We start from the raw sequence: 24,663 nt of genomic DNA on the forward strand, positions 1-24,663 counted from the left end.
GACCATCGCTGCGCCGGACGCTACCTGTAGGAGCGGCGCAAGCCGCGACCGCGAATCCGCAACCACGGCGAGAACCGCTATCGGGCCATCGTGACAACCGCTTTCGGCCGGCAACGACGCAACGGCCGCATGGCGGTCGCGGCTTGCGCCGCTCCTACAGATAGCGTCCGTGACAACGATGGATCGGGCGGGTTTCGCGATGAGCGTAGCGCGAGGCCGGTGCCGCCGTCGGTCACAACCCGATCGAACTGCGCTCCGGCCCCGGCCGCTTGCCGAGTTTTCGCTGCAGCGAACGCCGATGCATGCCCAGCAATCGCGCGGTCGCCGAGATGTTGCCGCCGGTGTCGTTGAGCGCCTGCTGGATGTGTTCCCACTCCAGCCGCCGCAGCGGGGTCATGGTGTCGGGCGCGATCGGCAGGGCCGATCCGTCGTGCGGTTCCAGACCCAGCGCGGCGAGGATGGCGGCGACGCTGGCCGGCTTGGGCAGATAGTCGTCGGCGCCGCGCTTGATCGCGTCGACCGCGGTAGCGACGCTGGCGTAGCCGGTGACCAGGACGATGCGCATGTCGGCGCGCAGTTCGCGCAGCGGGCGGATCAGTTGCAGACCCGATTCCGCGCCGAGCTTGAGGTCGATCAGGGCGAAGCCCGGCGGTTGCGCGAGGGCCAGATCGAGCGCTTGGCGTACGTCGGCTGCGGTGCGGGTTTCGATGCCGCGCCGCGCCAGACTGCGCTGCAAGGTCGCGGCGTAGGCCGCGTCGTCGTCGACGATCACGCCGTTGGCAGCCGGGCCGCTGGCGGTCGGGCCGCCGAGAACGGGTCGGGCGAAGATCGATGCGTTCATGCGGCATCCTAAACCCGCGGGCGCGCGGCGGCACTGCGGCAAACTGCCCCAGGACAAAGTGTCCAGGGGTGTGGTTGGCGTTGGCCCTCACCCCGGCCCTCTCCCGCGAGCGGGAGAGGGAGAGGGAGACGGAGGGGATGCGCGGCGATGCGCGGTATTGCTGCCGCAAAATTACCGCCGCGCATTACTTACGCCGGTTACTGACGTTTGCAGTCCACCACCTGCTCCGCGTCGGTTCCATACGCGACCTCGTGCAAGGTGATCGACGTGCCCTTCGATGCCTGCAACCCGAACGGCACGATCAGCTTGCCCATGTCCGCACCACCCGCGCGCACGCATTTGAGCGGCACGCCGATGCGCTGCCACTGCCCACGCGGCAAGCCGCGCAGGATCTCGCCGAACGGAACCTTCGCCTCGCACTTCGGCCCGCACGCGGCGAGCAGGTTGGCGTCGCCGGCGCCGACCGCATCGACCTTCAGCGTGATCAGCAGCTGCACGTCGCCATTGGTTTCGCGCACCAGTTCCAGCGGCGTATCGGCGACCCATTCGACCTTGGCGTCGCCCTTCCACTCGACCCGCCACGCATCTTCCTGCGCCTTGTAGTCGACCGCCGACACCGCGATCGCGCCGTCGGCGGACGCCAGCGGCGGCTTGATCGCATTCGCCTGCTTACCTTGCGAATCCACCCGCAAGGTCCAGCCGCGTGGCAACGCGCCACGGCCTAGGAACTGCATCGAACGCTGGTCGATATCGGCCGTGCCCGGATCTTCCGGCAACACGCCGACCTTCGCGTCCTTGGCATAGGTCAGCCCATAACCGAACGCGAACTGCGGCGAATACTCCTTGTCGCCGACGTTCGCCACCTGCACCGCGGTGCGCGGCCACGAGTACGATAGCTTGCCCTTGAAGTCGTGGGCGATGCCGCCGCGATCGTTGCGGAGCAGCACATCGGCGATGCCGGCGCCTTCCGAACCGGGCAACCATGCGGCGACGAAGGCATCGGACGCGTTGATCTCGCGATTGACCCACAACGGCCGTCCCGACAACAACACGCTCACTACCGGGATGCCATCGGCCTTGAGCCGCTTGATCGTCTCCAGCTCGGGATTGCGCGTCGGGCGGAACGCGAGCGTGCGCAGATCGCCCTGGAATTCGGCGTACGGGTCTTCGCCGTAGACATAGATCGCGACGTCGGGCTTGTCCTTGTACTTGCCGTCCACCGCCAGTTCGGCGTGGCCGCCGGCGGCTTCGATCTGCTCGCGCAGACCAGTCCAGATCGATTGCGCATTGGGGAAATCGGTCGGTTTCAGCCCGGTTCCCTGCCAGTTCAAGGTCCAGCCGCCGGACTGCTTGGCGATGTTGTCGGCGCCGTCGCCGAGCACCAGCACGCGTTCCTTGGGCGAGATCGGCAGCACCCGATTGTCGTTCTTGAGCAGCACCAGCGACTCGCGCACCGCCTGGCGCGCGATCGCGCGATGCTCGGGACTGCCGAGCAGTTCGAACTTGCCGCCGAGCGGGCGCTTGGACGGCGCACCGGCCTCGAACAGGCCCAACCGCAGCTTGACCCGCAGGATCCGGGTCACCGCGTCGTCGAGCCGGGCCATGTTGATCTCGCCGCTTTTCACTTGCTTGAGCGCGTTGTCGTAATAACCGCGCCAACTGTCGGGCGCCATCAGCATGTCGACGCCGGCATTGAACGCGGCCGCGCAATTTTCGTTGCTGCATCCGTCGAGCTGACCGTGCGCGTTCCAGTCGCCGATCACGAAGCCGTCGAAACCCATGCGCTGTTTCAGCACGCCGGTCAGCAGATCGGCGTTGCCGTGCATCTTGCGGCCCTGCCAGCTGGAGAACGACGCCATCACCGTCTGCGCGCCGGCCTTCAACGCGGGCGGATAACCGGCGCCGTGCACGTCGCGCAGCTCGTTTTCGCCGATTTTCGCATCGCCCTGATCGCGGCCTTCGAAGGTGCCGCCATCGGCGAGGAAGTGTTTCGCCGACGCGATCACGTGTGAGCCGTCGAGGAACTGCTTGGTGCCGACCTTGCCCTGCAGGCCTTCGATCGCCGCGGCCGCGTAACTGGCGACCACCCGCGGGTCTTCCGAATAACCTTCGTAGGTGCGGCCCCAGCGATCGTCGCGCGGCACGGTCAGGGTCGGCGCGAAGGTCCACTCCATGCCGGTGCTGCGCACCTCGGCCGCGGTCGCCGCGCCGATGCGGCGGATCAGCTCCGGGTTGCGGGTCGCGCCCAGACCGACGTTGTGCGGAAACAAGGTCGCGCCGATCAGGTTGTTGTGACCATGCACCGCGTCGATGCCGAAGATGATCGGGATCGCGACCTTGCCGTCGCTGGCGTCCATCGACGCGTTGTAGAACTTGTCGGCGATGTCCAGCCATTCCTGCGGCGCGGCGGCGTAATTGCCGCCCGGCTCGGAGATGCCGCCGGGTTCGGAATTGCCGCCGGCCAGCACCGAGCCGATGTGGTACTTGCGCACATCCTCGGGCGTGGCGCTGTTGATGTCGGCCTGCACGATCTGGCCGACCTTCTCTTCCACGCTCATCTTCGCCAGCAGCGCGGCGATCCGCGCTTCCAGCTTGGCGTCGCGCGGGATCGGCGCCTTCAGCGCCGGCCAGTGGGCGGGATCGATCGTCGCCGAAGCGGTCTTCGCGGCTTCCGGCTTGACCCCGTCGGCGGCCGCGACAGGCCCACACAGCAAGGCCAGGGCCAGGCATCCGGACAGCCGCCGGCGCGCCGGCCAGCGGCTTTGGATCGATGGAACGACGGCGGACACGTGGCCGCGGGTGGATGCCTTCATGCAGTGCTCCTGGTGACCGTAATGACGATATGCGCGCAACGCCGATGCGGGGTTGCGCGATGGATGGCAGTATTGGCCGCGCGATCTGGCAAAATACGCAGAACACGCGACAAGGGAAACGACCGGCTATGCGGGTTCGCATCGAGGATGTGGCGGAAGCGGCGGGCGTGTCGATGAAGACCGTCTCGCGCGTGCTCAATCAGGAACCCAACGTCAGCGAGGACACGCGCAAGCGCGTCGAAGCCGCGGCGCGCAAGCTCCAGTACCGGCCCAACCCGTCCGCGCGCAGCCTCGCCGGGCAGCGCTCGTACCTGGTCGCCTTGCTCTACGACAACCCGTCGAGCAACTACCTGATGGAAGTGCAGGCCGGCATGCTCGACGCCTGCATCGCGCACCACTACAACCTGATGCTCGCGCCGGTGACCTACGGCGAGCGCAAGTTCGTGACCCATGTCGACGAGATCATCCAGCACTCGCGCGCCGACGGCCTGGTGCTGACGCCGCCGCTGACCGATCACCCGGGCCTGATGAAGCGGCTCGGCCAGCTCGGCATTCCCTACGCCAACATCTCGCCCAAGCTGCGCGGCGGCCGCATCGGCGTGGTCCTCGACGAAGAGCGCGCGGTGCGCGAGATGATGGCGCATCTGGTGTCGCTGGGTCATCGCCGCATCGCCCACATCAAGGGCCATCCCGAACACGGCGCCAGCCAGTGGCGCTTGAACGGCTACCGCGACGGACTGGCCGCGGCCGGGATCGAGTACGACCCCAGCCTGGTGATCGAAGGCGACTTCCACTACGACACCGGCGCGATCTGCGCTCAGCGTCTGCTGCTGATGGACAACCCGCCGACCGCGATCTTCGCCGCCAACGACGACATGGCCGCCGGCACGATCCGCACCGCCAGCGAAATGGGCTTGTCGATTCCCGGCGACGTGTCGGTGTGCGGTTTCGACGACACGCCGATCTCGCGCCAGATCTATCCGCCGCTGACCACGGTGCGCCAGCCGACCCGCGAAATGGGACGCTTGGCCACGCATGAGTTGTTCAAGCGGATCAAGGCGCCCGACGGCGGCCAGATGATCACCGCCGGTTACGAACTGCAGTTGCGCCAGTCGACCGGACCGATCGGCAAGGGCCGCGCGCCGCGCCGACGCTGAAGCGTCGCGCCGGCCGATAACACGGATGCCGTAACGCGCGGCCGCGCCGAGCGCGGCGCGCCTGGACGCGCGCCGCCTGGACGCGGATGTGCGCGTCGCTGTCGTCACCAGAACAGCGCGTACAGCGCGATCAGGATCGCCAGCACACCGACCGCGGCGACATTGAACGACGGCGACGTCGCGAAGCTCACGCCATCGCCCTGGATGCGGTCGCGGCCGGCGCCCGACGGCGTCATCAGCGACACGATCACCGCCAGCGCGGCCGCGAGCAGGAACACCACGCCGACGCGATTGACGAACGGCAGTTCCGGCCAGGCGAACTTCAGCGCCAGCGACAACAGGAACGAACCCAGCGCCGCGGCCAAGGCGCCGGCCTCGTTGGCGCGCTTCCAGAACAGGCCGAGCACGAAGATCACCACGATGCCCGGCGTGAAGAAGCCGGTGTATTCCTGGATGTACTGGAAGCCCTGATCGAACCCGCCGATCAGCGGCCGCGCGGTCACGATCGCGATCACGATCGACACCGCCGCGGCGATGCGGCCGATCCGCACCAACTGCTTCTCGCTCGCCTGCGGCTTGTACTTGGCGTAGAAGTCCAGGGTGAAGATGGTCGCGACCGAATTGATCTTCGACGCCAGCGAAGCGACGATCGCCGCGACCAGCGCCGCGAACACCAGGCCGAGCACGCCGCTGGGCAGCAGCGTCATCATCGCCGGATAGGCATCGTCGGAGCGTTGCAGGCCCGGCGCCAGCATCAGCGCGGCGATGCCCGGCAGCACCACGATGACCGGCAGGATGATCTTGAGCGCGGCCGCGAACACGATGCCCTTCTGCGCCTCGCGCAGGTCCTTGGCCGCGAGCGCGCGCTGGATGATGTACTGGTTGAAACCCCAGTAGCTCACGTGCATCACCCACAGGCCGCCGAGCAGCACGCCGATGCCGGGCAGGTCCTTGTAGTGCGGATTGTCCGGCGACAGGATCATCTTGAAGTGATCCGGGTGGGTGGCCATCAGCTTGTTGAAACCGGCCAGCACGCCGGCGCCGTCGCCGATCTTGCCCAGGGTCAGGCCGGCGACCATGAGCCCGCCGAGCACCAACAGCGCGACCTGCACGATGTCGGTCAACGCCACCGCCTTGAGCCCGCCGTACAACTGGTAGGCGAGCGCGAACAGGCCGAGCAGCGCGAGCGCCAGCATCTGGTCCATGCCGGTGACCTGCGCGACCGCGAGCGAACCCAGCCACACGATCGAGGTCAGGTTCACGAACACGTACAGGCCGAGCCAGAACACCGCCATCAGGGTGCGGATGCGGTTGCCGTAACGTTCCTGCAGGAACTGCGGCATGGTGTAGATGCCGTTGCGCAGGAAGATCGGCAGGAAGAACTTGCCGACGACGAGGAGCGTGGCCGCCGCCATCCATTCGTAGGACGCGATCGCGAGCCCCAACGCATAGCCCGAGCCGGACATGCCGATGATCTGTTCGGCCGAGATGTTGGCCGCGATCAACGACGCGCCGATCGCCCACCACGGCAGCGACTTGCTGGCGAGGAAGTAATCCTTGGCGGTTTTCTCGTGACCGGCCTTTTCGCGCGAGACCCATTGCGCGAGGGCGAACACGCCGGCGAGGTAGACCAGGACGATGATGGTGTCGAGCAAGGGAAGTTTCATGGAATTCCGCGGGGTGTGGGCGGTGTTGCGGGGTGGTTTGTTACTTGCCGTTTTCAGCCGTCGTTTCGCATCTCTCAAGACCGTCATTCCCGCGAAGGCGGGAATCCAGGGCTTCACCGAGGTATTGCTCTGAAGTCTCTGGATTCCCGCCTTCGCGGGAATGACGGCTTGGAAGGGCGTGGGCGACTCGGTGCCACGTCGCCATCGTCATCGCAACCGCTGTCATCGCCGCCACTGTGACGAAGCCACGCCGACCCGGCGCCTCGCAAGACGCACCACGCAGAACACCCACAACAAAACCCCGCCGCCCCGACCCGCACACCGTGGGGGTGTGCGCGGACCGGGGCGGCGAAGCGGGACGCCTGCGAGTGGCGATCAGAAATTCCAACGGACCCTCATGCCGTAGCTGCGCGCATCGTTGAGGAAACGCACGTTGACGCCCGAACCGACCAGCGCCTTTTGGGATACGTCCTTGTTGGTCAGGTTGCTGCCCCACAGTTCGAAGCGCCAGGCGCCGTCGAGAGTGGTGAAACCGGCGCCGGCGTTGATCTGGGTGAAGCCCTTCTGCTCGTCCGGAAAACCCGCGGTGGCCGCATCCTCGACCCGATCGACCGTGCCCTGGGTATCGCGCAGAAAGGTCACTTCGCGATCGTTGTACTGGGTCAAGAAGAACGACGAGCGATACGCCGCGAGGATCTGCCAATCGAAGGTGCCGCCGCCGAAGTCGATCGCGTGCTGCAGGCGCGCATTGAAGGTGAACTTCGACGACAGCGGCAGCTCGTTGCCGGCCAGGTCGATCTGCGAGGTGATGCCGCCGTTGCCGAAGTCCTGGCTGCGTACGTCGGCGACCACGCCCCGCTTGACTTCGGTGTGCAAGTACAAGGCATTGAGGTCGAGAGTGAAACCGCCGCCGAAACGCAGCCGGCTCTCGGCCTCGATGCCGTACAGCTCGGACTTGCCGACGTTGCGATTGACCAGCGCGAATCCGGTGGCTTCGCCGTCGGGATTGAACGCGATCACGCTCAGGTCCTGGAACACCTGATCGGCGTAGTCGTAGTAGAAACCGCTGACGTTGAAGGTCGAGGTGCGGCCTAGGAATTCGAAGCTGTTCTTCGAGCCGATTTCCAGCGCGGTCAGTTTCTCGGGCTTATACGTCTCCGGGATCGCGTTGACGTCGAAGCTGTCGTTGAAACCGCCGGCCTTGTGGCCGGTGGAAACGGTCGCGTACAAAAGGTTGCGATCGCTGAGGTCGTATTCGAAACCCACCCGCCAGTCGAGGAATTCGAACGCGCTGGCGCCGTGCTGTTCCGACGGAATACCGAGCGCGATGAAGCTGTGCTGGCCGTTGGCCGGGCAATCGACCGTGTTGCCGCCGATGTCGGGGCGATCGATGCAGGTGCCGTTCGGGCGGCTGCCGTCGACGATGCCCTGCAACTGCTGCTGCATGGTGTCGCGCGCGCCGGCCTGGACGATGCCCTGCAACAGGAAGCGGGCCATGTCGGCATTGCTGGTCAGGCCGGTGGTGTTGAAGTTGGGACGATCGAGCAGGGTCGGCCTGAAGCCTTCGGTGCCTAGCCGGGTCTGGAACACGCCGCCGTCGCCGCCCAGGCCGATGGTCCAGTTGCCGCCGATGCCGTCGCGCGACTTGCTTTCCTCGGTGTAGCGCAGGCCGCCCTTGACCCGGAAACGCTCGTTGACGTCGAAGGTGCCGTCGCCGAACGCCGCCCACGACTTGCCGTCGACGTCGGGCATGGTGAATTCGGTGCCCGAGTAGAACGCGCCCTTGTCGGTCAGCGACATGAAACCGACCTGCTGCTTCTCATGGAAGTAGAAGCCGCCGGTGGTCCAGCGAAAACGCGCGTCGTCGTCGGACGACAGCCGCAGTTCGTGGGTCTGCGCCTGCGAGCGCGCCTGCAGGTAGTTGGTGTTGAACACGTCGTAGTCGATGCCGCCGGCGCTCGCCGGCGCGCCCGGCGGACGCAGGCTCAGATCGCGACCCGGCCAGGTGTTGCCGACCGAACCGGAGTTGATCTGGAAATAATCGACGTCGCGGTAGCTGCCGTTGTATTCCAGGTTCACCCTGCCGAAGTCGTAACGCACCGTGCCTTGGAAGCCCCACAGCTTGTTGTCGACCTTGCCTTGCACGCCGCGGTACACCACCGAGCGCATGTCGATGTCGTCGGGCTTGAAGCCCGCTTGCGCGGCTTCGAATACGCCAGCGCCGGGGTAGCCGGTGCCCAGTTCGCGGCCGACATCGAGCATCGCGAACACCGACAGCTTGTCGTCGGGTTCGTACAGGAACGACAGACGTCCCGCGCTGTCGTCCTGGATACCCGCGGGCTTGAGATGCCGGTACAGGCCGGCGTTGTTGAAGCCGGCTTCCTTCTCGATGTGATAGCCGGCGAAGCGCAACGCGGCGTACTCGCCGAGTGGAAAATTTAGCGCGGTCTCGTAGCCCTTCTGATCGCGGTTGCCGACTTCGCCCTGCACATAGCCGCTGAAAGCTCCGCCCAGTTCGGGCCGCTTGGTCACGATGTTGAGCGTGCCGGCCAGCGCGTTGCGGCCGCGCAGCGTGCCTTGCGGGCCTTTGTTGATCTCGACCCGTTCCAGATCGTAGAACATGCCGCCCAGACCGCGCGGACGCGGGATGTAGGCGCCGTTGACGTGCGGCGCCGCGCCCGGATCGCCGAGTTCGGTGTTGTTGGACGAGCCCACGCCGCGGATGAAGACTTCGGTCGCGCCTTCCTGATTGGCGATGCTCAAGCCCGGCACGGCGACCTGCAGCTGGCGCAGTTCATTGTTGATGCCCAGGCCGCGCAGATCGTCCTGCGACAGCGCCTGCGCGGTGCCGGCGTATTTCTGCAGGCTCTGCTCGCGGCGTTCGACGGTGACGATCACCGAATCCAGGTCGGTGGCCTGCTGGTTCGATGCGGACTTCGCATCGGCCGGCGCGGCGGCGTCCTGCGCGCAGGCCGATCCGGCCAGCAGCGCGGCGAAGATCGCAACACTCAAGCCCGAACCACGAACGCACACTCGCTTGGATACCTTCATCGAAACTTCCCCTCCCCGGGGCCGGCCCCGCCGACCGATCGTGTTGCCGGGCTTGAGACCCGGACCGACGCATGCGCGAGCGCAGCCGGCGCGATAGCCGTGCGGGAAGCTTGTAGCCCGGCCATGACAGCGCTGTCAACCGACAGACACCGATGCGGCATTGCAGCATGACGGCGCGAAACAATCCTTGATGCGGCGCGTTGGCGACATCCGTCCTGCATGAGCGTGATGGCAATCACGCGCCACGCGCATTCATGCGAGGGATATGCGCCCGGGTGCGTGCGCGACGGGCGGTGCATGCGACGAAGGTCGGGCATCGACGCGCGCGGCGACGCTTCGTCATCGCTATCGCATTGCGTGCATTCGCGCGGTCGCGATTGCGCAATGCATCAAGGGATTGCGCAAGCCTGTGTCGGATGCGCGGGCACGATAGCGCTGCGTGGCGCATCTCGCGGCAAGAGTCTTATGGGCGCACGCGACACGAAAGAGAACCCCGGCCGTGGCCGGGGTTCTCCAGTGCGATTGCAGTTCCGAACTGGCTTACGGCGTGGCGTCGGTCGCCTTGTCCGCGTTGGCGATGCCCGAGCCGATCACCGGGTTCTGCACCGACGGGAACGCGGTCACGTTGGCGGCCGCCTTGATCGTCGCCTCGACCTGCGCCGGGGTGAGATCGACGCCGGGCTTGGACTGCATCAGCGCGACGATGCCGGCCACGAACGGCGCCGCCATCGAGGTGCCGCTGTAGTTCGCATAGGTCGGCGAACCGGTCGTGGTGCTGCCGCTGTTGAGCGTCGACAGGATGCTCTGGCCGGGCGCGGCCACGTCCACCGACGGTCCCCAGTTGGAGAAGCTCGCGCGCACGCCGGCCGAGGTGGTGGCGCCGACGTTGATCACGTTGGCGCAGCTGGCCGGCTGGAAGTTGGCCGCGTTGGCGTTGCTGTTGCCCGCCGCGACGACCACGGTCACGCCGCGCGCCACCGCACCGTTGATCGCGGTCTGGAAGGTCGAGCTGCACGCGCCGCTGCCGCCCAGGCTCATGTTGATGACGGTGGCCTTGTTGGCGCCGACCGCCGGCACGCCGCTGACCGTGCCGCCCGACGCCCAGGTGATGCCGTCGGCGATGTCGGCCAGGCTGCCGCCGCACTTGCCGAGCACGCGCACGCTCAGCACCTTGGCCTTGAACGCGGTGCCGGCGACGCCGACCGCGTTGTTGGTCACCGCCGCGGCGATGCCGGTCACGTGGGTGCCGTGCCAGCTCGACGGATTCGGGCTGCAGAAGTCGCCCGGATCAGTCGGGTCGCTGTCGCGGCCGTTGCCGTCGGCGGCGGCAGTGACGTTGGTGATGAAGTCGTAGCCCAGCGGCGAGGTCAGGTTGGCGGCGAGATCCGGATGGCTGGTGATGCCGGTATCGACCACCGCGATGATCTTGCCCTGGCCCTGATAGGTGTTGTCCCAGGCGGTGTTGGCGCGAATGCCCCAGGTGCCGCTCAGGCCGTACTGCGAGGGATAGCTGGGATCGTTCGGGGTCAACGCGACGGTGAACCACGAATTGGGTTCGATGTAGTCCACGTTCGGGTTCGATGCGATCTGCTGCATCAGCGTGGTCGCGGCGACGATGTCGAGCGGGCGGTTGACTTCGATCAGTTCGCCGCCGGTCGCGATCTGGCGTACGTGCTTGATGGTCAGGTCTTTATGGCCGAGCGTGCGCACGGCGGTATCGAGCTGACGCTGCAGATCCAGACTCTTGGGCGTGCCCGACTTGTAGGCGACGATGAAACCGGCGACCGGACGATCCGGATCGAGGCTGGTGAGATTGACGCGGTCGGCGGCGAACGCCGGCGCGGCGGCGAGAACGGCGACAGTGGCGAGCGCGAGCAGGTGCAGGCGAGGCTTGAGTTGCGAGGTCATTGCGAAACTCCCGTGAGGTTTCGTTGGCCGCGGAATGCGGCGGAACCGTCCTGGTCCCATCTCGCGATAGAGCTGAATGACTGTCTTGCGCGAGTGCGTCCGGACGTGTCGGCGGACAGCGCTATGTCCGCGTTACGCAGCCTAGACGGGAATATTTATTCGACAACGGATAAACCGTTATTCGTCACAAGCGATTCGTTGATGCGGGTCATGGATTGCACTTCGTTTTAGTAAGTATGTGCATTGACTACGCCACTATCGTGTGCGCGCACTCGGAATCTCCATCGCGCGCGGCGCGCATCGGAATCGTGTCGCTGCAAAAGTAACTGCGACGGTGGATGTGAAAGACGTGGACCGCGATCGCGCATGCGGTGGACGACGCAACCGATAGTGGCGCGGCAATCGCGCGCGGCGTTCGATCAAGGCATTCGACACCGTGACGAGCGAAATGCGGTTTGCGATTGCAATTCGTTTCCGCGCGCATCGATGCGCCTGGGTCGTGCACCACCCTCGACGGCCGGCGCGGCCCGGAGTAAGGTCGGCGGCGAGCGCATCGCCGCGGCCGGGCGAACCCATTGGTTCGCCGCCTTATCGAGTCCAGTCATGAACGCCGCAGTTCAACCGCTCCAGCCCTCGCGGGCGGGCAGGCCTTTGTCTGCCCAAGATAATCAGCTTGTCGGTGCGCTCGATACCGCGCTCGCCAAGCTGCAGACCGAGCATCCGCTGCCCGCGGCCATGGGCCATTGCCTGCTGGTCCACGGCTTTCTCAGCGCCGAGGAATGCGCGGCACTGATCGACGCCGCCGAAGCGCGCGGCTTCGTCGGCGCCGGCAGCGATTACCCGCCGTCCTACCGCAACAACGATCGCCAGGTGCTCGACGACGCTGCGCTCGCGCGACGTCTGTTCGAACGCTTGCGCAGCTACGCGCCCGAGCGGCTGGTCGACGCCGACGGCGCGGGCTGGCGTCTGCACGCGCTCAACGAACGCCTGCGCCTGTGCCGCTATCGGCCGGGCCAGCGCTTCAACATCCATCAGGACGGCGTGCACCATCGCGGCGCCGATGAACGCACCCGTTTGACCTTCATGATCTATCTGACCGATGGCGACGCCTTCGACGGCGGCGACACCGTGTTCCATGCGCAAGGGCCGCAGGGCGGCATCGACGACGCGCCGCCGGTGATCGCGCGGGTGCGGCCGCGCGCCGGCCTGCTGATCGTGTTCGATCACGCGCTGTGGCATGCCGGCGAAGCGGTGACGCGCGGGGTCAAACACATCCTGCGCAGCGATCTGTTGTACCGGCGCGAGACGCCGGCGCCGATTGCGGAATCGGCCTCATTCGCGCCGGGGCACGACGGTTATGTGTGGAGCCTGGCGCGACTGCATGATGGACGAATCGTCAGCAGCGGGCGCGATGCGGCGATCCGGGTGTGGTCGTCTGAGGGCGAGCTGCAGGCGCGCCTTCTGGGTCATCGGCAGTCGGTGCTAGGTGTGTGCGAACTGGATGGCGATCGGTTGGCCTCGGTGTCGCGCGACCGCTGCCTGCGTTGGTGGGATCTGCGCAGCGGCGAGTGCGTTCGCGAAGTCGTCGCGCACGATGCGGCGGTGTTGTCGCTGCTCAGGCTCGACGACGGGCTACTCGCCAGCGGCGGCGCCGATGCGCGGATCGCGTTATGGACGCCGCATGGCGAAGCTGTCGGCGAGTTGTGCGGTCATCGCGGCTGGGTGTGGTCGTTGTGCAAACTCGATGCGCATCGCCTGATCAGCGCGTCGGAGGACGGCGAGCTGCGGTTGTGGGATGCGCACTCGCGGAGCTATCTGAATATGTGGAGCGGAACGGCGCCATTGCGTAGTGTCGATGCACGAGTCGATCCGGCATCAGCCGACTCGCCCGCGTCGCGTCGTATCGCGATCGGCGACATCGACGGGCGGATCCGGGTGTTCGAACTGCATGGCGATCGCTTCGTCGCGCTCCGCGACTGGCGGGCGCACGACGCGGCGGTGCGCCGGGTCCGCTGGCTGGACGACGGACGTCTGGTCAGCTGTGGCGAGGATGGGCGTGTGCGGCTGTGGTCGCTTGAGCGCGACGCGGCGGCGGCCGAGCGCCGGCATGCGAACTTCGCTACCGACGCGATCGAACTGGCGGACGGGCGGCTGCTCAGTTGCGGTTATGACGGCGAGTTGCGGTTCGATGCGATGGGTTGAGCAGTCGCGTCGCTGATATATCGCGGCAGTAGAAGCTCGGTCCTGTTTGCGGTGACCGAAGTGAGCGAAGGATTGAGAGGGGTTGGTGAAGGCAGTACAGGATTGTGCTGCGTTGTCCTCACGCCGTGTATTCCCTCACCCCAACCCCTCTCCCGCGCGCGGGAGAGGGGCTTTGAAGCATCGCGCTTGATCGATACCGGCGCGATCAATTTTCGTACGCGGTTTCGCCATGCGTGGTGATGTCCAGACCTTCGCGTTCGGCTTCCTCCGGCACGCGCAGGCCGACCACCAGTTTCACCAGCGCGAACGCGATCACCGACACCACGCCGGACCAGACCACGGTGATGCCGACGCCGAGCGCCTGCACGCCGAGCTGCGCGGCGATCGTGTCGTTGCCCGCGCCCAGGCCGAAGCCGCCCAGCGACGGCGAACTGAATACACCGGTCAGCAGCGCGCCGATGATGCCGCCCAGGCCGTGCACGCCGAACACGTCGAGCGCATCGTCCGCGCGCAGCAAACGCTTGAGGCCGTGCACGCCCCACACGCAGACCGCGCCGGCGATCGCGCCGATCGCGATCGCGCCGAACGGACCGACCGTGCCGCAGGCCGGGGTGATCGCGACCAGGCCGGCAACCACGCCCGACGCGCCGCCGAGCATCGACGGCTTGCCCTTGATCACCTTCTCGACCAGGCTCCAGGCCAACGCCGCGGCCGCGGTCGCCAGCAGCGTGTTGAGAAACGCCAGCGCCGCACCCGCGGTCGCTTCCAGGTTGGAACCGGCGTTGAAGCCGAACCAGCCCACCCACAGCAACGACGCGCCGATCATGGTGAAGGTGACGTTGTGCGGCTTGATCGCCTCGCGTCCGTAGCCCACGCGCTTGCCGACGAAGTAGGCGCCGACCAGGCCGGCGACACCGGCGTTGATATGCACCACCGTGCCGCCGGCGAAATCGATCGCGCCCTTGGCGAACAGATAGCCGTCCGGCCCGTACCAGACCATGTGCGCGATCGGCAGATAGGCGAAGGTGAACCAGATCGCCGAGAACAGCAGCACCGCCGAGAACTTGATGCGCTCGGCGAAGGCGCCGACGATCAGCGCGCCGGTGATGCCGGCGAAGGTCGACTGGAAAGCGATGAACACGTACTCGGGCAGCGACACGCCGGCGGTGAACGTCGCCGCCAGCGATTCCTTGTTCACGCCCTTGAGGAACAACTTGTCGAGATTGCCGATGAAGGCGTTGCCGCCGTTGAACGCCAGTGAGTAACCGTAGGTGACCCACAGCAGCACGATCAGCGAGAACACCGCCAGCACCTGCATCAGCACCGACAGCACGTTCTTGGAGCGCACCAGGCCGCCGTAGAACAGGGCCAGGCCGGGCACCGTCATCAGCAACACTAGCAGGGTCGAAGTCAGCATCCAGGCCACGTCGCCCTTGTCGACGACGGGCTTGGCCGCTTCGGCGGCGGCCGCGGCGTCCTGCGCGTGCGCCGGGCCCAGCGCCAGCAACGCGGCGATCGGCAGCGCGCTCCAGGCCAGGGTTCGCAACGCCCGCTCGCGCGAGCGGGGGTCGAGCATCGTTTCGTATTTCATGTCGTCTCTCGCAGGCGTGGAGTCAAAGGGCGTCGTCGTCGAGTTCGCCGGTGCGGATGCGCACCGTGTTCTCGACCGGAAGGACGATGATTTTTCCGTCGCCCACCTTGCCGGTGCGCGCGGCGTTCTGGATCGCTTCCAGCGCCGCGTCGAGCAGGCTGTCGGGCACGGCGCATTCGATCTTCAGCTTGGGTAGGAAATCGACGACGTATTCGGCGCCGCGGTACAGCTCGGTGTGGCCCTTCTGGCGGCCGAAGCCCTTGACTTCGGTGACGGTGATGCCCGAGACGCCGACTTCGGTCAGCGCCTCGCGCACCTCGTCGAGCTTGAACGGGCGGATGATCGCAATGATCAGTTTCATCTCGCAGCTCCGTGGTTCGTGATGGGTGGATGCGGTCTGGGAGCGGGCGCGGTCAGAACGCCTTGCTCACCGTCAAGGTGAAGGCGTCGTCGGCCAGGAAGTTGTTGTGGGCGTTGGTGTACAGCGCTTCTTCGGCATCGGTGCTGCTGTAGGCCGCCGCGATCGAGAAGCCGCTTTCGAAGCTCTTGGTCACGCCGAGCTTCCAGTCGGTGTATTCGAAATCCTCGTTGTGCTCGATCCACTGCTTGCCGCCGTGCAGGTTGAGCGTCCAGGTCGGCTGGAAGGTCCAGTTGAGGTTGGCGTCGAGGTAGCCGCTGCCGTCGGAGTCGGCATAACCGAACAGATCGGTGACGGCGTACGAATACTTCAAGCCGACCGACACCGTGTCGCTGGGCGCTAGCGTGCCGCCCAGGTAGATCTCGGTGGTGTTGGGGCTGTTGAAGCCGCCGGGGTAGTCGCCGGGGTAGTAGTAGGTCAGCACGCCGAGGTCGTACGAGAAGATCTCGCCGGCCTTGCCGCGATAACCCAGATAGGCGTCGAGTTCCAGACTGCTGGAGATGTTGTCGCCGATCACCACCGTGTCCGACAACCAGCTCACGTTGCTGCCCCAGGCGCCGACGTAGAAACCGCTGTCGTGCGCGTATTCGATGCCGCCTTGCAAGGCGGGTTCCTGATTGGTCTGCGAGACCCCGCGGAAGAGGTAGTCCGAAGTCAGGCTGATCGAACCGGTGGTGCCGGCTTGCGCGTTGCCGGCCGCGATGGCGGACAACGCGAGCGCGGCGACGAGCGCGCCCTTGAGCCCGATGACGGTCAGGCCAGCGGAGTTCGCGCCAACGGATTCGGCATTGACGCCCGTGGTCGCCTTGGCGACGGCATAAGCGTATTCAGTCTTGAGATGAGACGACATGACGCAGGCTCCTCATAAGCGGTGGCCCCTCCCCGGTCATTGCTGCGGTGTTGCGCTGCGATTCGTGCGTGGTCCGGAACCGGAGCTGGACGCGCGGTCGGACTCTGCGGTCCGCGCCTGCGTCTTGGGTTTTTCCTCCTGCGTGATCGTCGTTGCGGTGTTCGTGCGTGTCGGAACGGCTTGGGCTCTATTTGGCTTGGGTCGCGTTCCTGGTTCGCGCGGTGTGTGGTGCTTGTTTCGACTGTGTTTTGACTTGTTGCTTGCGTCGCTGAAGCGCTTTGCGTTTTGTGTCGTGCTTTTTTCAGGCAAACACGGTCCCGCGACGGCGGCCGAAGCGCGTCGTCGTGCGGATGGGCGCGTGGCGTCGCCCGTGGTTGAAGTTTTCGTCCCTGGAAGCGACACGGCCCGGAGCGTTAGCCCCGGGCCGTGTGCTGTTTCATCGCATGTCGCGCATCGCCGTCTCGCGCCGCCGCGTGGCGTCCCGCCGCGCCGCATCGAAGCGGCGCGGGCGATCGGGCATGCGTGCGGGTGGCGGGAAGGCGAAACGGTTCATGGCGTCAGATCGCGTAGTACATCTGGTATTCGAGTGGGCGAACCGGGAGTTTTCCGGAATGCGTTGAAGCGCATTCCGGCCCGGTGAGCGCCCGGTCCGCGAGGACCGGGCCGGACATCCGCCGATCCGAAGACCCGATGTACATACACGGCATCTCCCTTAGATCGCGTAGTACATCTGGTATTCGAGCGGATGCGTGGCCGCGCGGAACTTGGTCACTTCCTGCATCTTCAGCGCGATGTAGCCGTCGATGAAGTCGTCGGTGAACACGCCGCCGGCCTTGAGGAACTCGCGGTCCTTGTCCAACGCTTCCAGCGCCTGGTCGAGCGAATGGCAGACGGTCGGAATGCCCTTCTCTTCTTCCGGCGGCAGGTCGTACAAGTCCTTGTCGCTCGGCGCGCCCGGATCGATCTGGTTCTTGATGCCGTCCAGGCCGGCCATCATCAGCGCGGCGAAGGTCAGGTAACCCGACTGGATCGGATCGGGGAAGCGCATTTCGATGCGGCGCGCCTTCGGGTTGGCCACGTACGGAATGCGGCAGCTCGCCGAACGGTTGCGCGCCGAGTACGCCAGCATCACCGGCGCCTCGTAGCCCGGGACCAGACGCTTGTAGCTGTTGGTGCCCGAGTTGGTGAACGCGTTGATCGCGCGCGCGTGCTTGAACACGCCGCCGATGTACCACAGCGCCATCTGCGACAGGCCGCCGTAGCCGTCGCCGGAGAACAGGTTGACGCCGCCCTTGGCGAAGGACTGGTGCACGTGCATGCCGCTGCCGTTGTCGCCGACGATCGGCTTGGGCATGAAAGTCGCGGTCTTGCCGTTGCGGTGGGCGACGTTCTTGATGATGTACTTCATCGTCAACAGCTCGTCGGCCTTGGCGACCAGCGAGTTGAACTTGGTGCCGATCTCGCACTGGCCGGCGTTGGCGACTTCGTGGTGATGCACTTCGACTTCGATGCCGACCTGTTCCAGCGTCTTGCACATCTCGGCGCGGATGTCGTGCAGCGAGTCGAGCGGGGCAACCGGGAAATAGCCGCCCTTCACGCCCGGACGGTAGCCGCTGTTGCCGCCTTCGTATTCCTTGCCCGAGTTCCACGCGGCTTCTTCCGAATCGACATGGAAGAAGGTGTGGCCCATTTCATTGGCGTAGCGCACCGAGTCGAAGATGAAGAACTCGGGCTCCGGACCGAAGAAGGCCTGGTCGGCGACGCCGCTGGACTTGAGGTAGGCCTCGGCGCGCTTGGCGACGCCGCGCGGGTCGCGCGTGTAGGCCTGCATGGTGGCCGGGTCGAGGATGTCGCAGGTCAGCACGATCGTCGGATCGGCGGTGAACGGGTCCAGGTACGCGGTCGACGGGTCGGGCAGCAGGATCATGTCCGACTCGTTGATGCCCTTCCAGCCGCTGATCGAGGAGCCGTCGAACATCTTGCCGTCTTCGAACAGCGCCGGCTCGACGATCGACTTGGGGAAGGTCACGTGGTGCTGGACGCCACGCATGTCGGTGAAACGCAGATCGATGAATTCGACCTTGTGGTCCTTAACGAGCTTTTCGACGTGTTCGAGAGACATGGGTTGGATCCGAGATTGGGGATTTGGGATTGGAGATTCGTGCGACACGAGGGCTTTGGAGCCGCCTGCCGTTACAGGATGCAAACCGCGTGCCAAGTTTCCATATTCTCCAAGTACATGATTTGTATAGAACTAAATCTTGACGCGACGCAGCAATGATCCAAGTTGGTGCGTTACAAACTCGATCCGCACCAACTTGGATCAATGGCGTTTCAGCTATCCTGCCCGCCGACTCGCCCCTCGCTGTGGCGAATCCCGACTCCCGAATCTCGAATCCCGGCCCCAATGACCGACCTGCTAGCCGCCCTGCTCCTGGGCATCATCGAAGGCATCACCGAATTCCTGCCCATCTCCAGCACCGGCCATCTGCTGATCGCCCAGCACTGGCTCGGCGCCCGCTCGGACCTGTTCAACATCTCGATCCAGGCCGGCGCGATCCTCGCGGTGGTGGTGATCTACTGGAAGCGCCTGTGGGGGCTGGCGACCGGTTTCACCCAGCGCGACAACCTCGACTACCTGCTCAAGCTCGGCCTGGCCTTCGGCCTCACCGCGGTGCTCGGCATCGCGGTCAAGAAGGCCGGTTTCACCTTGCCCGACCACGTCACTCCGATCGCCTGGGCACTGGTGCTGGGCGGTGTGTGGATGGTCGCGGCCGAGCACTTCGCCGCCAAGCGCGCCGCCGCCCTCGGCGAACGCAGCCAGATCACCTGGACCGTGGCGGCGCTGGTCGGCATCGCCCAGGTCGTGGCTGGGGTGTTTCCGGGCACCTCGCGTTCGGCGGCGACGATCTTCATCGCGCTGCTCGCCGGCACCACCAGCCGCGCGGCGGCGACCGAGTTCGCGTTCCTGGTCGGCATCCCGACCATGTTCGCGGCCAGCGGCTACGAGCTGATGCACGTGCTCGGCACGCCGGCCGCGGCCAACGAAGACTGGAGCGCGCTGGCGGTGGCCTTCATCGCCTCGGCGGTGACCGCCTTCATCGCGGTGAAGTGGCTGTTGCGGTATATCCAGAGCCATCGTTTCACCGCGTTCGCGGTGTACCGCGTCGCATTCGGCGCGGCGCTGTTGCTGCTGATGCCGTCGGGCAGCTGAGCGCGACGCCTTTGATCCACGCACCGGAACCGCATCGATGAACGAACAAGACCGCCTCGCCGAACAGCAGTTGCTCGACTACGTGCAGTTGTCCGGCGCCGAGCGCTATGCCGCGTTCCTGGAATCGGTCGCGCGCACCGGCAAGTTCTGGGTCGCGGTGTCGGGCGAATTCGTGCTGACCTTGTTCGACGAAGACGGTCAGGAATTGTTGCCGGCGTGGCCGTCGGCGGCGACCGCGCGCGCCTGCCTGGTGCGCGCGCCGCAGTTGCAGACCTACGCGCCGGCCGAGCGCGAACTGAGCGCGTGGCGCGATCGCGCCGCCGCGTCGATGGCCGAGGCCGGCGTGGTGGTGGGCGTGTTTCCGAACGAGCGCATGCACAGCGCCGCGGTCGATGTCGCGCAGTTGCTCGCGCATCTGGACGATGTGCTCGCCGATGAGGGCGAGTTCGACGGCGAAGACGACGACGCAGCGGCCGAGCCGGACTCGGATGCGGGTCTGGACTTGGAACGTGCGCAGCGCGAGCTGGCGCAGAAGTTCGCCAAACCGCGCGAGCCGTGACCCGCGTCGAGGCGATGACGCGCGCCGCATCGCAGTTCAATTCCGCGCTGGCTCGCGGCTGAATGCGCCCGACCCGTCACCGACCCCATCGCGCGTTTCGGTACGTTGATCCAGTCTTCGCAACGCAGCACGGATCATCCTCGCTCATGACTACCTCGCGCCTTTCCCCTCGTCGTCCGGCCGCCCTGTGGGCCGCCGCCGCTCTCTCGACCGCGCTGCTCGCCGCCTGCGCCGCGCCGTCGCACAACCGCGATGCCAACGCCAAGGACAGCGCCATGCCCAGCGAATCGGCTTCGCCCGCCGCCGCCCCGTCTAACGGCTCGATCGACCTGGGCGGCTACCGCTGGACGGTGGAAACCGCGACCGATAAAGCCGGCAAGCCGATCGCCGTGCTGCAGCGCGAAGGCAAGTACGCGTTGACCCTGAGCTTCGTCAAGGATCGGCTGGGCGTGTCGGGCGGCTGCAATCACGTCGGCGCGCAGTACACGATCAAGGGCGCGCAGTTGGAGGTGAAAGAATTCCAGACCACGCTGATGGCCTGCCAGGATCCGCGCCTGATGCAGATGGACACGGCGATCTCGCAGCAGCTGCAAGGCCGCAACACCTTCGCGATCGAAGGCGATGCGCCGCAGCCGCGTCTGCGCCTGACCACCGCCTCGGGCGGCACCTTGAACCTCAGCGGCGAAGCGACCGCGGAAACCCGCTACGGCGGCGCCGGCGCGACCGTGTTCCTGGAAGTCGATGCGCAGCGCCGCGCCTGCCCGCATCCGTTGATGCGCGATCACCAATGCCTGTGGGTGCGCGAGCGCAGCTACGACGCCAACGGCGTGGCGCTCAAGCCCAGCGACGAATGGCATTTCCTGTACCAGGACATCGAGGGCTACAAGCACGAAGCCGGCATACGCAATGTCGTGCGGGTGAAGAAGTTCCAGATCAAGAATCCGCCGGCCGACGCGCCGTCGGTGGCGTATGTGCTGGACATGGTGGTCGAGAGCGAGATGGTGCCGCCGCCGAGCCACTGAGCCGCGCGCGAAGGCGCATCACCGCGACTTGTCGCGCAAGTCGTCGCTCAAATCCTCAGCGACGACGCACCACATAAGTATTAGGCCAGGCGTCGTGGAAACCACGGCGCCTGGCGGTCAGCAGCACCGCCAGGGCATCGAACGGAATGAACCGGCCCACGGTGCGTTTGATCGCCTTGCGCCAGCCCGGCGGGCGGCCGTGTTCGTCGACCACCCGCGTTCCGGTCAGCACTTTGCCGACGGTCACGCCCCACAGGCCTTCCTGCGGGATGTAGTAGATCGACGCGCTCACGAACAGCATCACCAGCGTGTACGCGGCCGGACGATTGACGATCACTTGTCCGGGCGGCAGCAACCACAAGCTCAGTGCGTACTCGATCGAGGCCATGATCAGGTTGATCAGGAAATAGTCGACCACGAACGTCAGCAGCCTGCGCCAGCGTTCCGCCGGGATCAGCTCGGTTGGCGCGGCGGGATCGACCACCGCCGAGTGCGGCGCGCGATAGGGATTTTCCAGCATGTCGGCTCTCGTGGTGGATCGAACGCGGCGATCAGATTTTCTTGACCACTAAGGTCCCGGCCAGGCTGTCGTGCCAGCCGGTGCGGCGTTCGCCGGAGAACAGCAACGAGAACGCTTCGAACGGAATGAAGCGGCACAGCGAGCGGATCATGGCCAGGCCCCAGGTGGGCGGATCGCCGTTCTCGTCGACCACGCGGGTGCCGGTGGCGAGCTTGCCCAGGGTGACGCCGAACGCGCCTTCCATGATCGTGTAGTACACGAAGGTCGCGCCGATGTTGAGAAACATAAAAGCGATCGGATCGCGCGGAATCGCGCCGAGCACGCCCAACACGAAGCCAATAGTGGAACCGAGCGCCAGCGAATCGATGAGGTAGTTGAGAAAACGCAGGCCGCGCCCGGCCGGCTCGAGTTCGACCTCATGGATGAGCGACGAGGCGGGCGCCGCGTACGGATCGACGCTGCGCGGGACCACTTGGTAGGGATTATGGCTGTCGTTCAAGCGTCGCTCTCCTTGCTGTACGCGGGTCGGTTTACGCGTCCGGTTTTCGCGGGTCGGATGGATCGGCCATCGAACCGGCGCTCAGGCGGCGGCCCGACCCGCTGTCCGACGCGAGCCCCCTCGGCGAACAGGCGGGCACCGGCCCCCATGCAGCCAGCGTTATACGCGCAAAACCGGCGGCATCGAAGGGGCTTTGGCGGCCATCGGACCGGCTGCGTGCCGCGACCGACACGCGGCGGCACACGCCGCTCAGCGGCTGCGCACGACCAGGGTCTTGGGCAGGCGATCGTGCCAGCCGGAGACGCGGTCGTCGCGCGAGAACAGCAGCGAGAACGCTTCGAACGGGATCAGTCGGGCGAAGGTGCGGCCGAGCACCTGGCCCCAGCTCGGCGGCCGGCCTTGTTCGTCGACCACGCGGGTGCCGGTGACCAACTTGCCCAGGGTGACCCCGAACATGCCTTCCATCGGCACGTAGTACACCAGGATCATCGTCACGCTGATCAGCACGTTGCGCAGCGGGTTGGGCTCCTGCATCGCGGTCACCACGGCCTCGCCGCCGATGCCGACGTAGACCAGCATCGCCGCGAACATGATCGCGTAGCAGGCCAGGGTGTCGATCAGGTAGTGGATGAAACGCTGGCCGCGGCTGGCGGTGACCAACTGCGCCACGCGCTCGGCCCGGCGCACTTCCGCCTGCGGCGCGTGGTAAGGGTTCTGGTTGTCGTCCATTGCGCCGGTTCCTCGTCGATGGCGTCGATTCTAATCCAGCGCCTCATCGGACCAGCGCGCACGCGCGGGCGGATGGCGCGGCGGCGATTACAGGGTGCGGGTCTGACCGCCGTCGACATCGACGATCGCGCCCTGCATGTAGCTGGCCGCGTCGGAGACGAGAAACGCCACCACCCGGGCGATTTCGGCCGGTTCGCCGAAGCGCGCCACGCCGAGTTTGCGCGCGAGTTCCTGCGCGGCCTGGGCGGGCTCGAGGTCGCGCTCGCGGGCGATCGCATCGATCCGCACCTGGGTGCGCTCGGTCGCGATCGAACTGGGATTGACCGCGTTGACCCGCACGCCGTCGCCGACCCCGCGATCGGCCAGCGCCTTGGTCAGGTTCAGCAGCGCGGCGTTGACCGAACCGCCGATCGCGAACTCGGCGTTGCCGGTGCGTCCGCCGATGCCGGCGATGTTGACGATCGCGCCGCCGCTGGCGACCAATGCCGGCCACGCCGCGCGGCACAGGCGCACCGCGCCGAAGAACTTGAGCGCGAAACCCGCGTCCCAGTCGGCGTCGGAAAAGCCGAGAAAATCGCCGCGCGGGGTCGCGCCGGCATTGTTGACCACGACATCGAGTCGGCCGTAATGCGCCAGCGTGGCCTCGACGATACGCGCGGCGGCGGCCGGCTCGGACAGGTCGGCGTCGATCGCCAACGCCGGCTGCGGCAACTGCGCCGCCAGCGTGTCGAGTTCGGCGCGCGAGCGCGCGGTCAGCACCAGCGACAGGCCCTGCGCCGACAGCTCACGCGCGATCGCAGCGCCGATGCCGCGGCTGGCGCCGGTGACGATGGCGACGCGGTTCGCGCTCATGCGCTCAGCCCTTGACCGAAGGATTGAGCGAATAGGTACCGTAGATCGTCGCCTCGCCGAGCACGTGGCCGTGCATCGCATTCAAGGCATCGGCGGCGGTGAAGCGTGCGTCCAGCGGCAGGCGCTCGACATCCAGGGCGAAGATGCGGAAGAAATAGCGGTGCAGGCGCAGGTCATTGGGCGGCGGGAACGGACCGTCGTAGCCGTAATAGTCGCCGGCCATGTCCGGGTCGCCGGCGAACCAGCCGGTGTAATCGTTGATGCCCTGGCGCGCGCCTTGCGGCCCGGCCGGATCGCGCTTGCCGTGCGCGGTGACGCCGTCGCTGCAGCTGCCCGCGGCGATCTCGCGCACCTCGGCGGCGATGTCGGCGACCACCCAGTGGATGAAGTCGGCGCGCACCTGGTGTTCGGGAATCTGCACGTCGGCGCGGCCGACCAGTTCGGGCACGGTCGGCACGTCCGGGTCGATGCACAGCAGCACGAACGAACGCGTGCCCTCCGGGACCTCGTCCCAGGCCAGATGCGGATTGCGGTTGGGCGCGAAGCCGAAGCCGTCGGCGGTGGCCTGGCCGGCGGCGAACTCGGCCGGCAGGCGCTGGCGGTGCTGGAAGCTGGTGCTGTGGATACGCATCGGGAGATTCCTTCGATGGGTTCGGATCGGGTCCGGTTAACGAGTCCGGTTGAACGAGTCCGGGCGGTTCGCGGATCGGCCCGGACCGCGAGCATCGCATCCGCGTGTGGCCGTGGATCGCGATGGGCCGCATCGCTGT

20 protein-coding genes are annotated in these 24,663 nt (G+C 66.4%); 6 read left to right on the plus strand and 14 right to left on the minus strand.

Features of this window, described 5'->3' with window-relative positions:
- Positions 1 to 232: 232 nt before the first annotated feature.
- Positions 233 to 841, minus strand: a complete 609-nt coding sequence (locus ASD86_RS08030; RefSeq protein ID WP_082578172.1) for a response regulator transcription factor — start codon at positions 839 to 841, stop codon at positions 233 to 235.
- A 197-nt stretch (positions 842 to 1,038) separates the two neighbouring features.
- On the minus strand, positions 1,039 to 3,654 hold the full coding sequence (locus ASD86_RS08035; RefSeq protein ID WP_082578173.1) for a glycoside hydrolase family 3 protein: 2,616 nt from the start codon (positions 3,652 to 3,654) through the stop codon (positions 1,039 to 1,041).
- Between the two features lie 128 nt (positions 3,655 to 3,782).
- On the opposite strand from ASD86_RS08035, the gene ASD86_RS08040 reads away from it, so the two are divergent.
- Complete coding sequence (locus ASD86_RS08040; RefSeq protein WP_056109294.1) at positions 3,783 to 4,811, plus strand: LacI family DNA-binding transcriptional regulator; 1,029 nt, start codon at positions 3,783 to 3,785, stop codon at positions 4,809 to 4,811.
- Positions 4,812 to 4,915: 104 nt separating this feature from the next.
- Here the strand turns inward: ASD86_RS08040 and ASD86_RS08045 are convergent, their stop codons facing one another.
- Positions 4,916 to 6,478: a sodium/sugar symporter gene (locus tag ASD86_RS08045; RefSeq protein WP_056109297.1), complete on the minus strand. Its 1,563-nt coding sequence runs from the start codon at positions 6,476 to 6,478 to the stop codon at positions 4,916 to 4,918.
- On the opposite strand from ASD86_RS08045, the gene ASD86_RS28190 reads away from it, so the two are divergent.
- The gene (locus ASD86_RS28190) at positions 6,477 to 6,611 is read left to right on the plus strand and encodes a hypothetical protein (protein WP_255357273.1); all 135 of its coding nucleotides are present in this window, start codon (positions 6,477 to 6,479) and stop codon (positions 6,609 to 6,611) included. The two genes, ASD86_RS08045 and ASD86_RS28190, sit on opposite strands and share 2 nt — an antisense overlap.
- 242 nt (positions 6,612 to 6,853) lie before the next feature.
- Here ASD86_RS28190 and ASD86_RS08050 read toward each other — a convergent pair whose 3' ends face one another.
- Together ASD86_RS08050 and ASD86_RS08055 are read right to left on the minus strand one after the other, a co-directional pair.
- On the minus strand, positions 6,854 to 9,529 hold the full coding sequence (locus ASD86_RS08050; protein ID WP_056109300.1) for a TonB-dependent receptor: 2,676 nt from the start codon (positions 9,527 to 9,529) through the stop codon (positions 6,854 to 6,856).
- A gap of 540 nt (positions 9,530 to 10,069) precedes the next feature.
- On the minus strand, positions 10,070 to 11,437 hold the full coding sequence (locus ASD86_RS08055; RefSeq protein ID WP_056109302.1) for a S8 family peptidase: 1,368 nt from the start codon (positions 11,435 to 11,437) through the stop codon (positions 10,070 to 10,072).
- Between the two features lie 651 nt (positions 11,438 to 12,088).
- On the opposite strand from ASD86_RS08055, the gene ASD86_RS08060 reads away from it, so the two are divergent.
- Positions 12,089 to 13,639, plus strand: coding sequence for a 2OG-Fe(II) oxygenase (locus ASD86_RS08060; RefSeq protein WP_056109304.1), 1,551 nt, complete (start codon positions 12,089 to 12,091; stop codon positions 13,637 to 13,639).
- Between the two features lie 205 nt (positions 13,640 to 13,844).
- Here ASD86_RS08060 and ASD86_RS08065 read toward each other — a convergent pair whose 3' ends face one another.
- The 4 genes from ASD86_RS08065 to glnA form a co-directional block, all read right to left on the minus strand.
- Complete coding sequence (locus tag ASD86_RS08065) at positions 13,845 to 15,215, minus strand: ammonium transporter (protein WP_304438431.1); 1,371 nt, start codon at positions 15,213 to 15,215, stop codon at positions 13,845 to 13,847.
- A gap of 37 nt (positions 15,216 to 15,252) precedes the next feature.
- Positions 15,253 to 15,591: a P-II family nitrogen regulator gene (locus tag ASD86_RS08070; protein WP_036113360.1), complete on the minus strand. Its 339-nt coding sequence runs from the start codon at positions 15,589 to 15,591 to the stop codon at positions 15,253 to 15,255.
- Positions 15,592 to 15,643: 52 nt separating this feature from the next.
- Positions 15,644 to 16,498 carry a TorF family putative porin gene (locus ASD86_RS08075; protein ID WP_082578177.1) on the minus strand — a complete coding sequence of 285 codons (855 nt, stop codon included), beginning with the start codon at positions 16,496 to 16,498 and terminating at the stop codon, positions 15,644 to 15,646.
- 712 nt (positions 16,499 to 17,210) lie between these two features.
- Positions 17,211 to 18,620, minus strand: coding sequence for a type I glutamate--ammonia ligase (gene glnA, locus ASD86_RS08080; protein WP_056109305.1), 1,410 nt, complete (start codon positions 18,618 to 18,620; stop codon positions 17,211 to 17,213).
- Between the two features lie 285 nt (positions 18,621 to 18,905).
- Between glnA and ASD86_RS08085 the strand changes: the two genes are divergently transcribed.
- From ASD86_RS08085 to ASD86_RS08095, 3 genes are all read left to right on the plus strand, one after another.
- Positions 18,906 to 19,712: an undecaprenyl-diphosphate phosphatase gene (locus ASD86_RS08085; protein WP_056109307.1), complete on the plus strand. Its 807-nt coding sequence runs from the start codon at positions 18,906 to 18,908 to the stop codon at positions 19,710 to 19,712.
- Between the two features lie 37 nt (positions 19,713 to 19,749).
- The gene (locus tag ASD86_RS08090; RefSeq protein ID WP_056109309.1) at positions 19,750 to 20,271 is read left to right on the plus strand and encodes a DUF2750 domain-containing protein; all 522 of its coding nucleotides are present in this window, start codon (positions 19,750 to 19,752) and stop codon (positions 20,269 to 20,271) included.
- Positions 20,272 to 20,417: 146 nt separating this feature from the next.
- A complete protein-coding gene (locus ASD86_RS08095) occupies positions 20,418 to 21,293 on the plus strand; it encodes an META and DUF4377 domain-containing protein (protein WP_056109310.1) in 876 nt (291 codons plus the stop codon).
- 55 nt (positions 21,294 to 21,348) lie between these two features.
- Here the strand turns inward: ASD86_RS08095 and ASD86_RS08100 are convergent, their stop codons facing one another.
- The 5 genes from ASD86_RS08100 to ASD86_RS08120 form a co-directional block, all read right to left on the minus strand.
- Complete coding sequence (locus ASD86_RS08100) at positions 21,349 to 21,813, minus strand: RDD family protein (protein ID WP_056109312.1); 465 nt, start codon at positions 21,811 to 21,813, stop codon at positions 21,349 to 21,351.
- Positions 21,814 to 21,844: 31 nt separating this feature from the next.
- Entirely contained in the window at positions 21,845 to 22,312 is a 468-nt protein-coding gene (locus ASD86_RS08105; RefSeq protein WP_162253629.1) for an RDD family protein, read from the minus strand.
- A 249-nt stretch (positions 22,313 to 22,561) separates the two neighbouring features.
- The gene (locus ASD86_RS08110) at positions 22,562 to 23,041 is read right to left on the minus strand and encodes an RDD family protein (protein WP_056109315.1); all 480 of its coding nucleotides are present in this window, start codon (positions 23,039 to 23,041) and stop codon (positions 22,562 to 22,564) included.
- Positions 23,042 to 23,128: 87 nt separating this feature from the next.
- Positions 23,129 to 23,893, minus strand: coding sequence for an SDR family oxidoreductase (locus ASD86_RS08115; RefSeq protein ID WP_082578180.1), 765 nt, complete (start codon positions 23,891 to 23,893; stop codon positions 23,129 to 23,131).
- Between the two features lie 4 nt (positions 23,894 to 23,897).
- Positions 23,898 to 24,524: a YbhB/YbcL family Raf kinase inhibitor-like protein gene (locus ASD86_RS08120; protein ID WP_056109317.1), complete on the minus strand. Its 627-nt coding sequence runs from the start codon at positions 24,522 to 24,524 to the stop codon at positions 23,898 to 23,900.
- Positions 24,525 to 24,663: the final 139 nt, after the last annotated feature.

The organism is Lysobacter sp. Root690 (assembly GCF_001427785.1).
Taxonomy (GTDB): Bacteria; Pseudomonadota; Gammaproteobacteria; order Xanthomonadales; family Xanthomonadaceae; genus Lysobacter.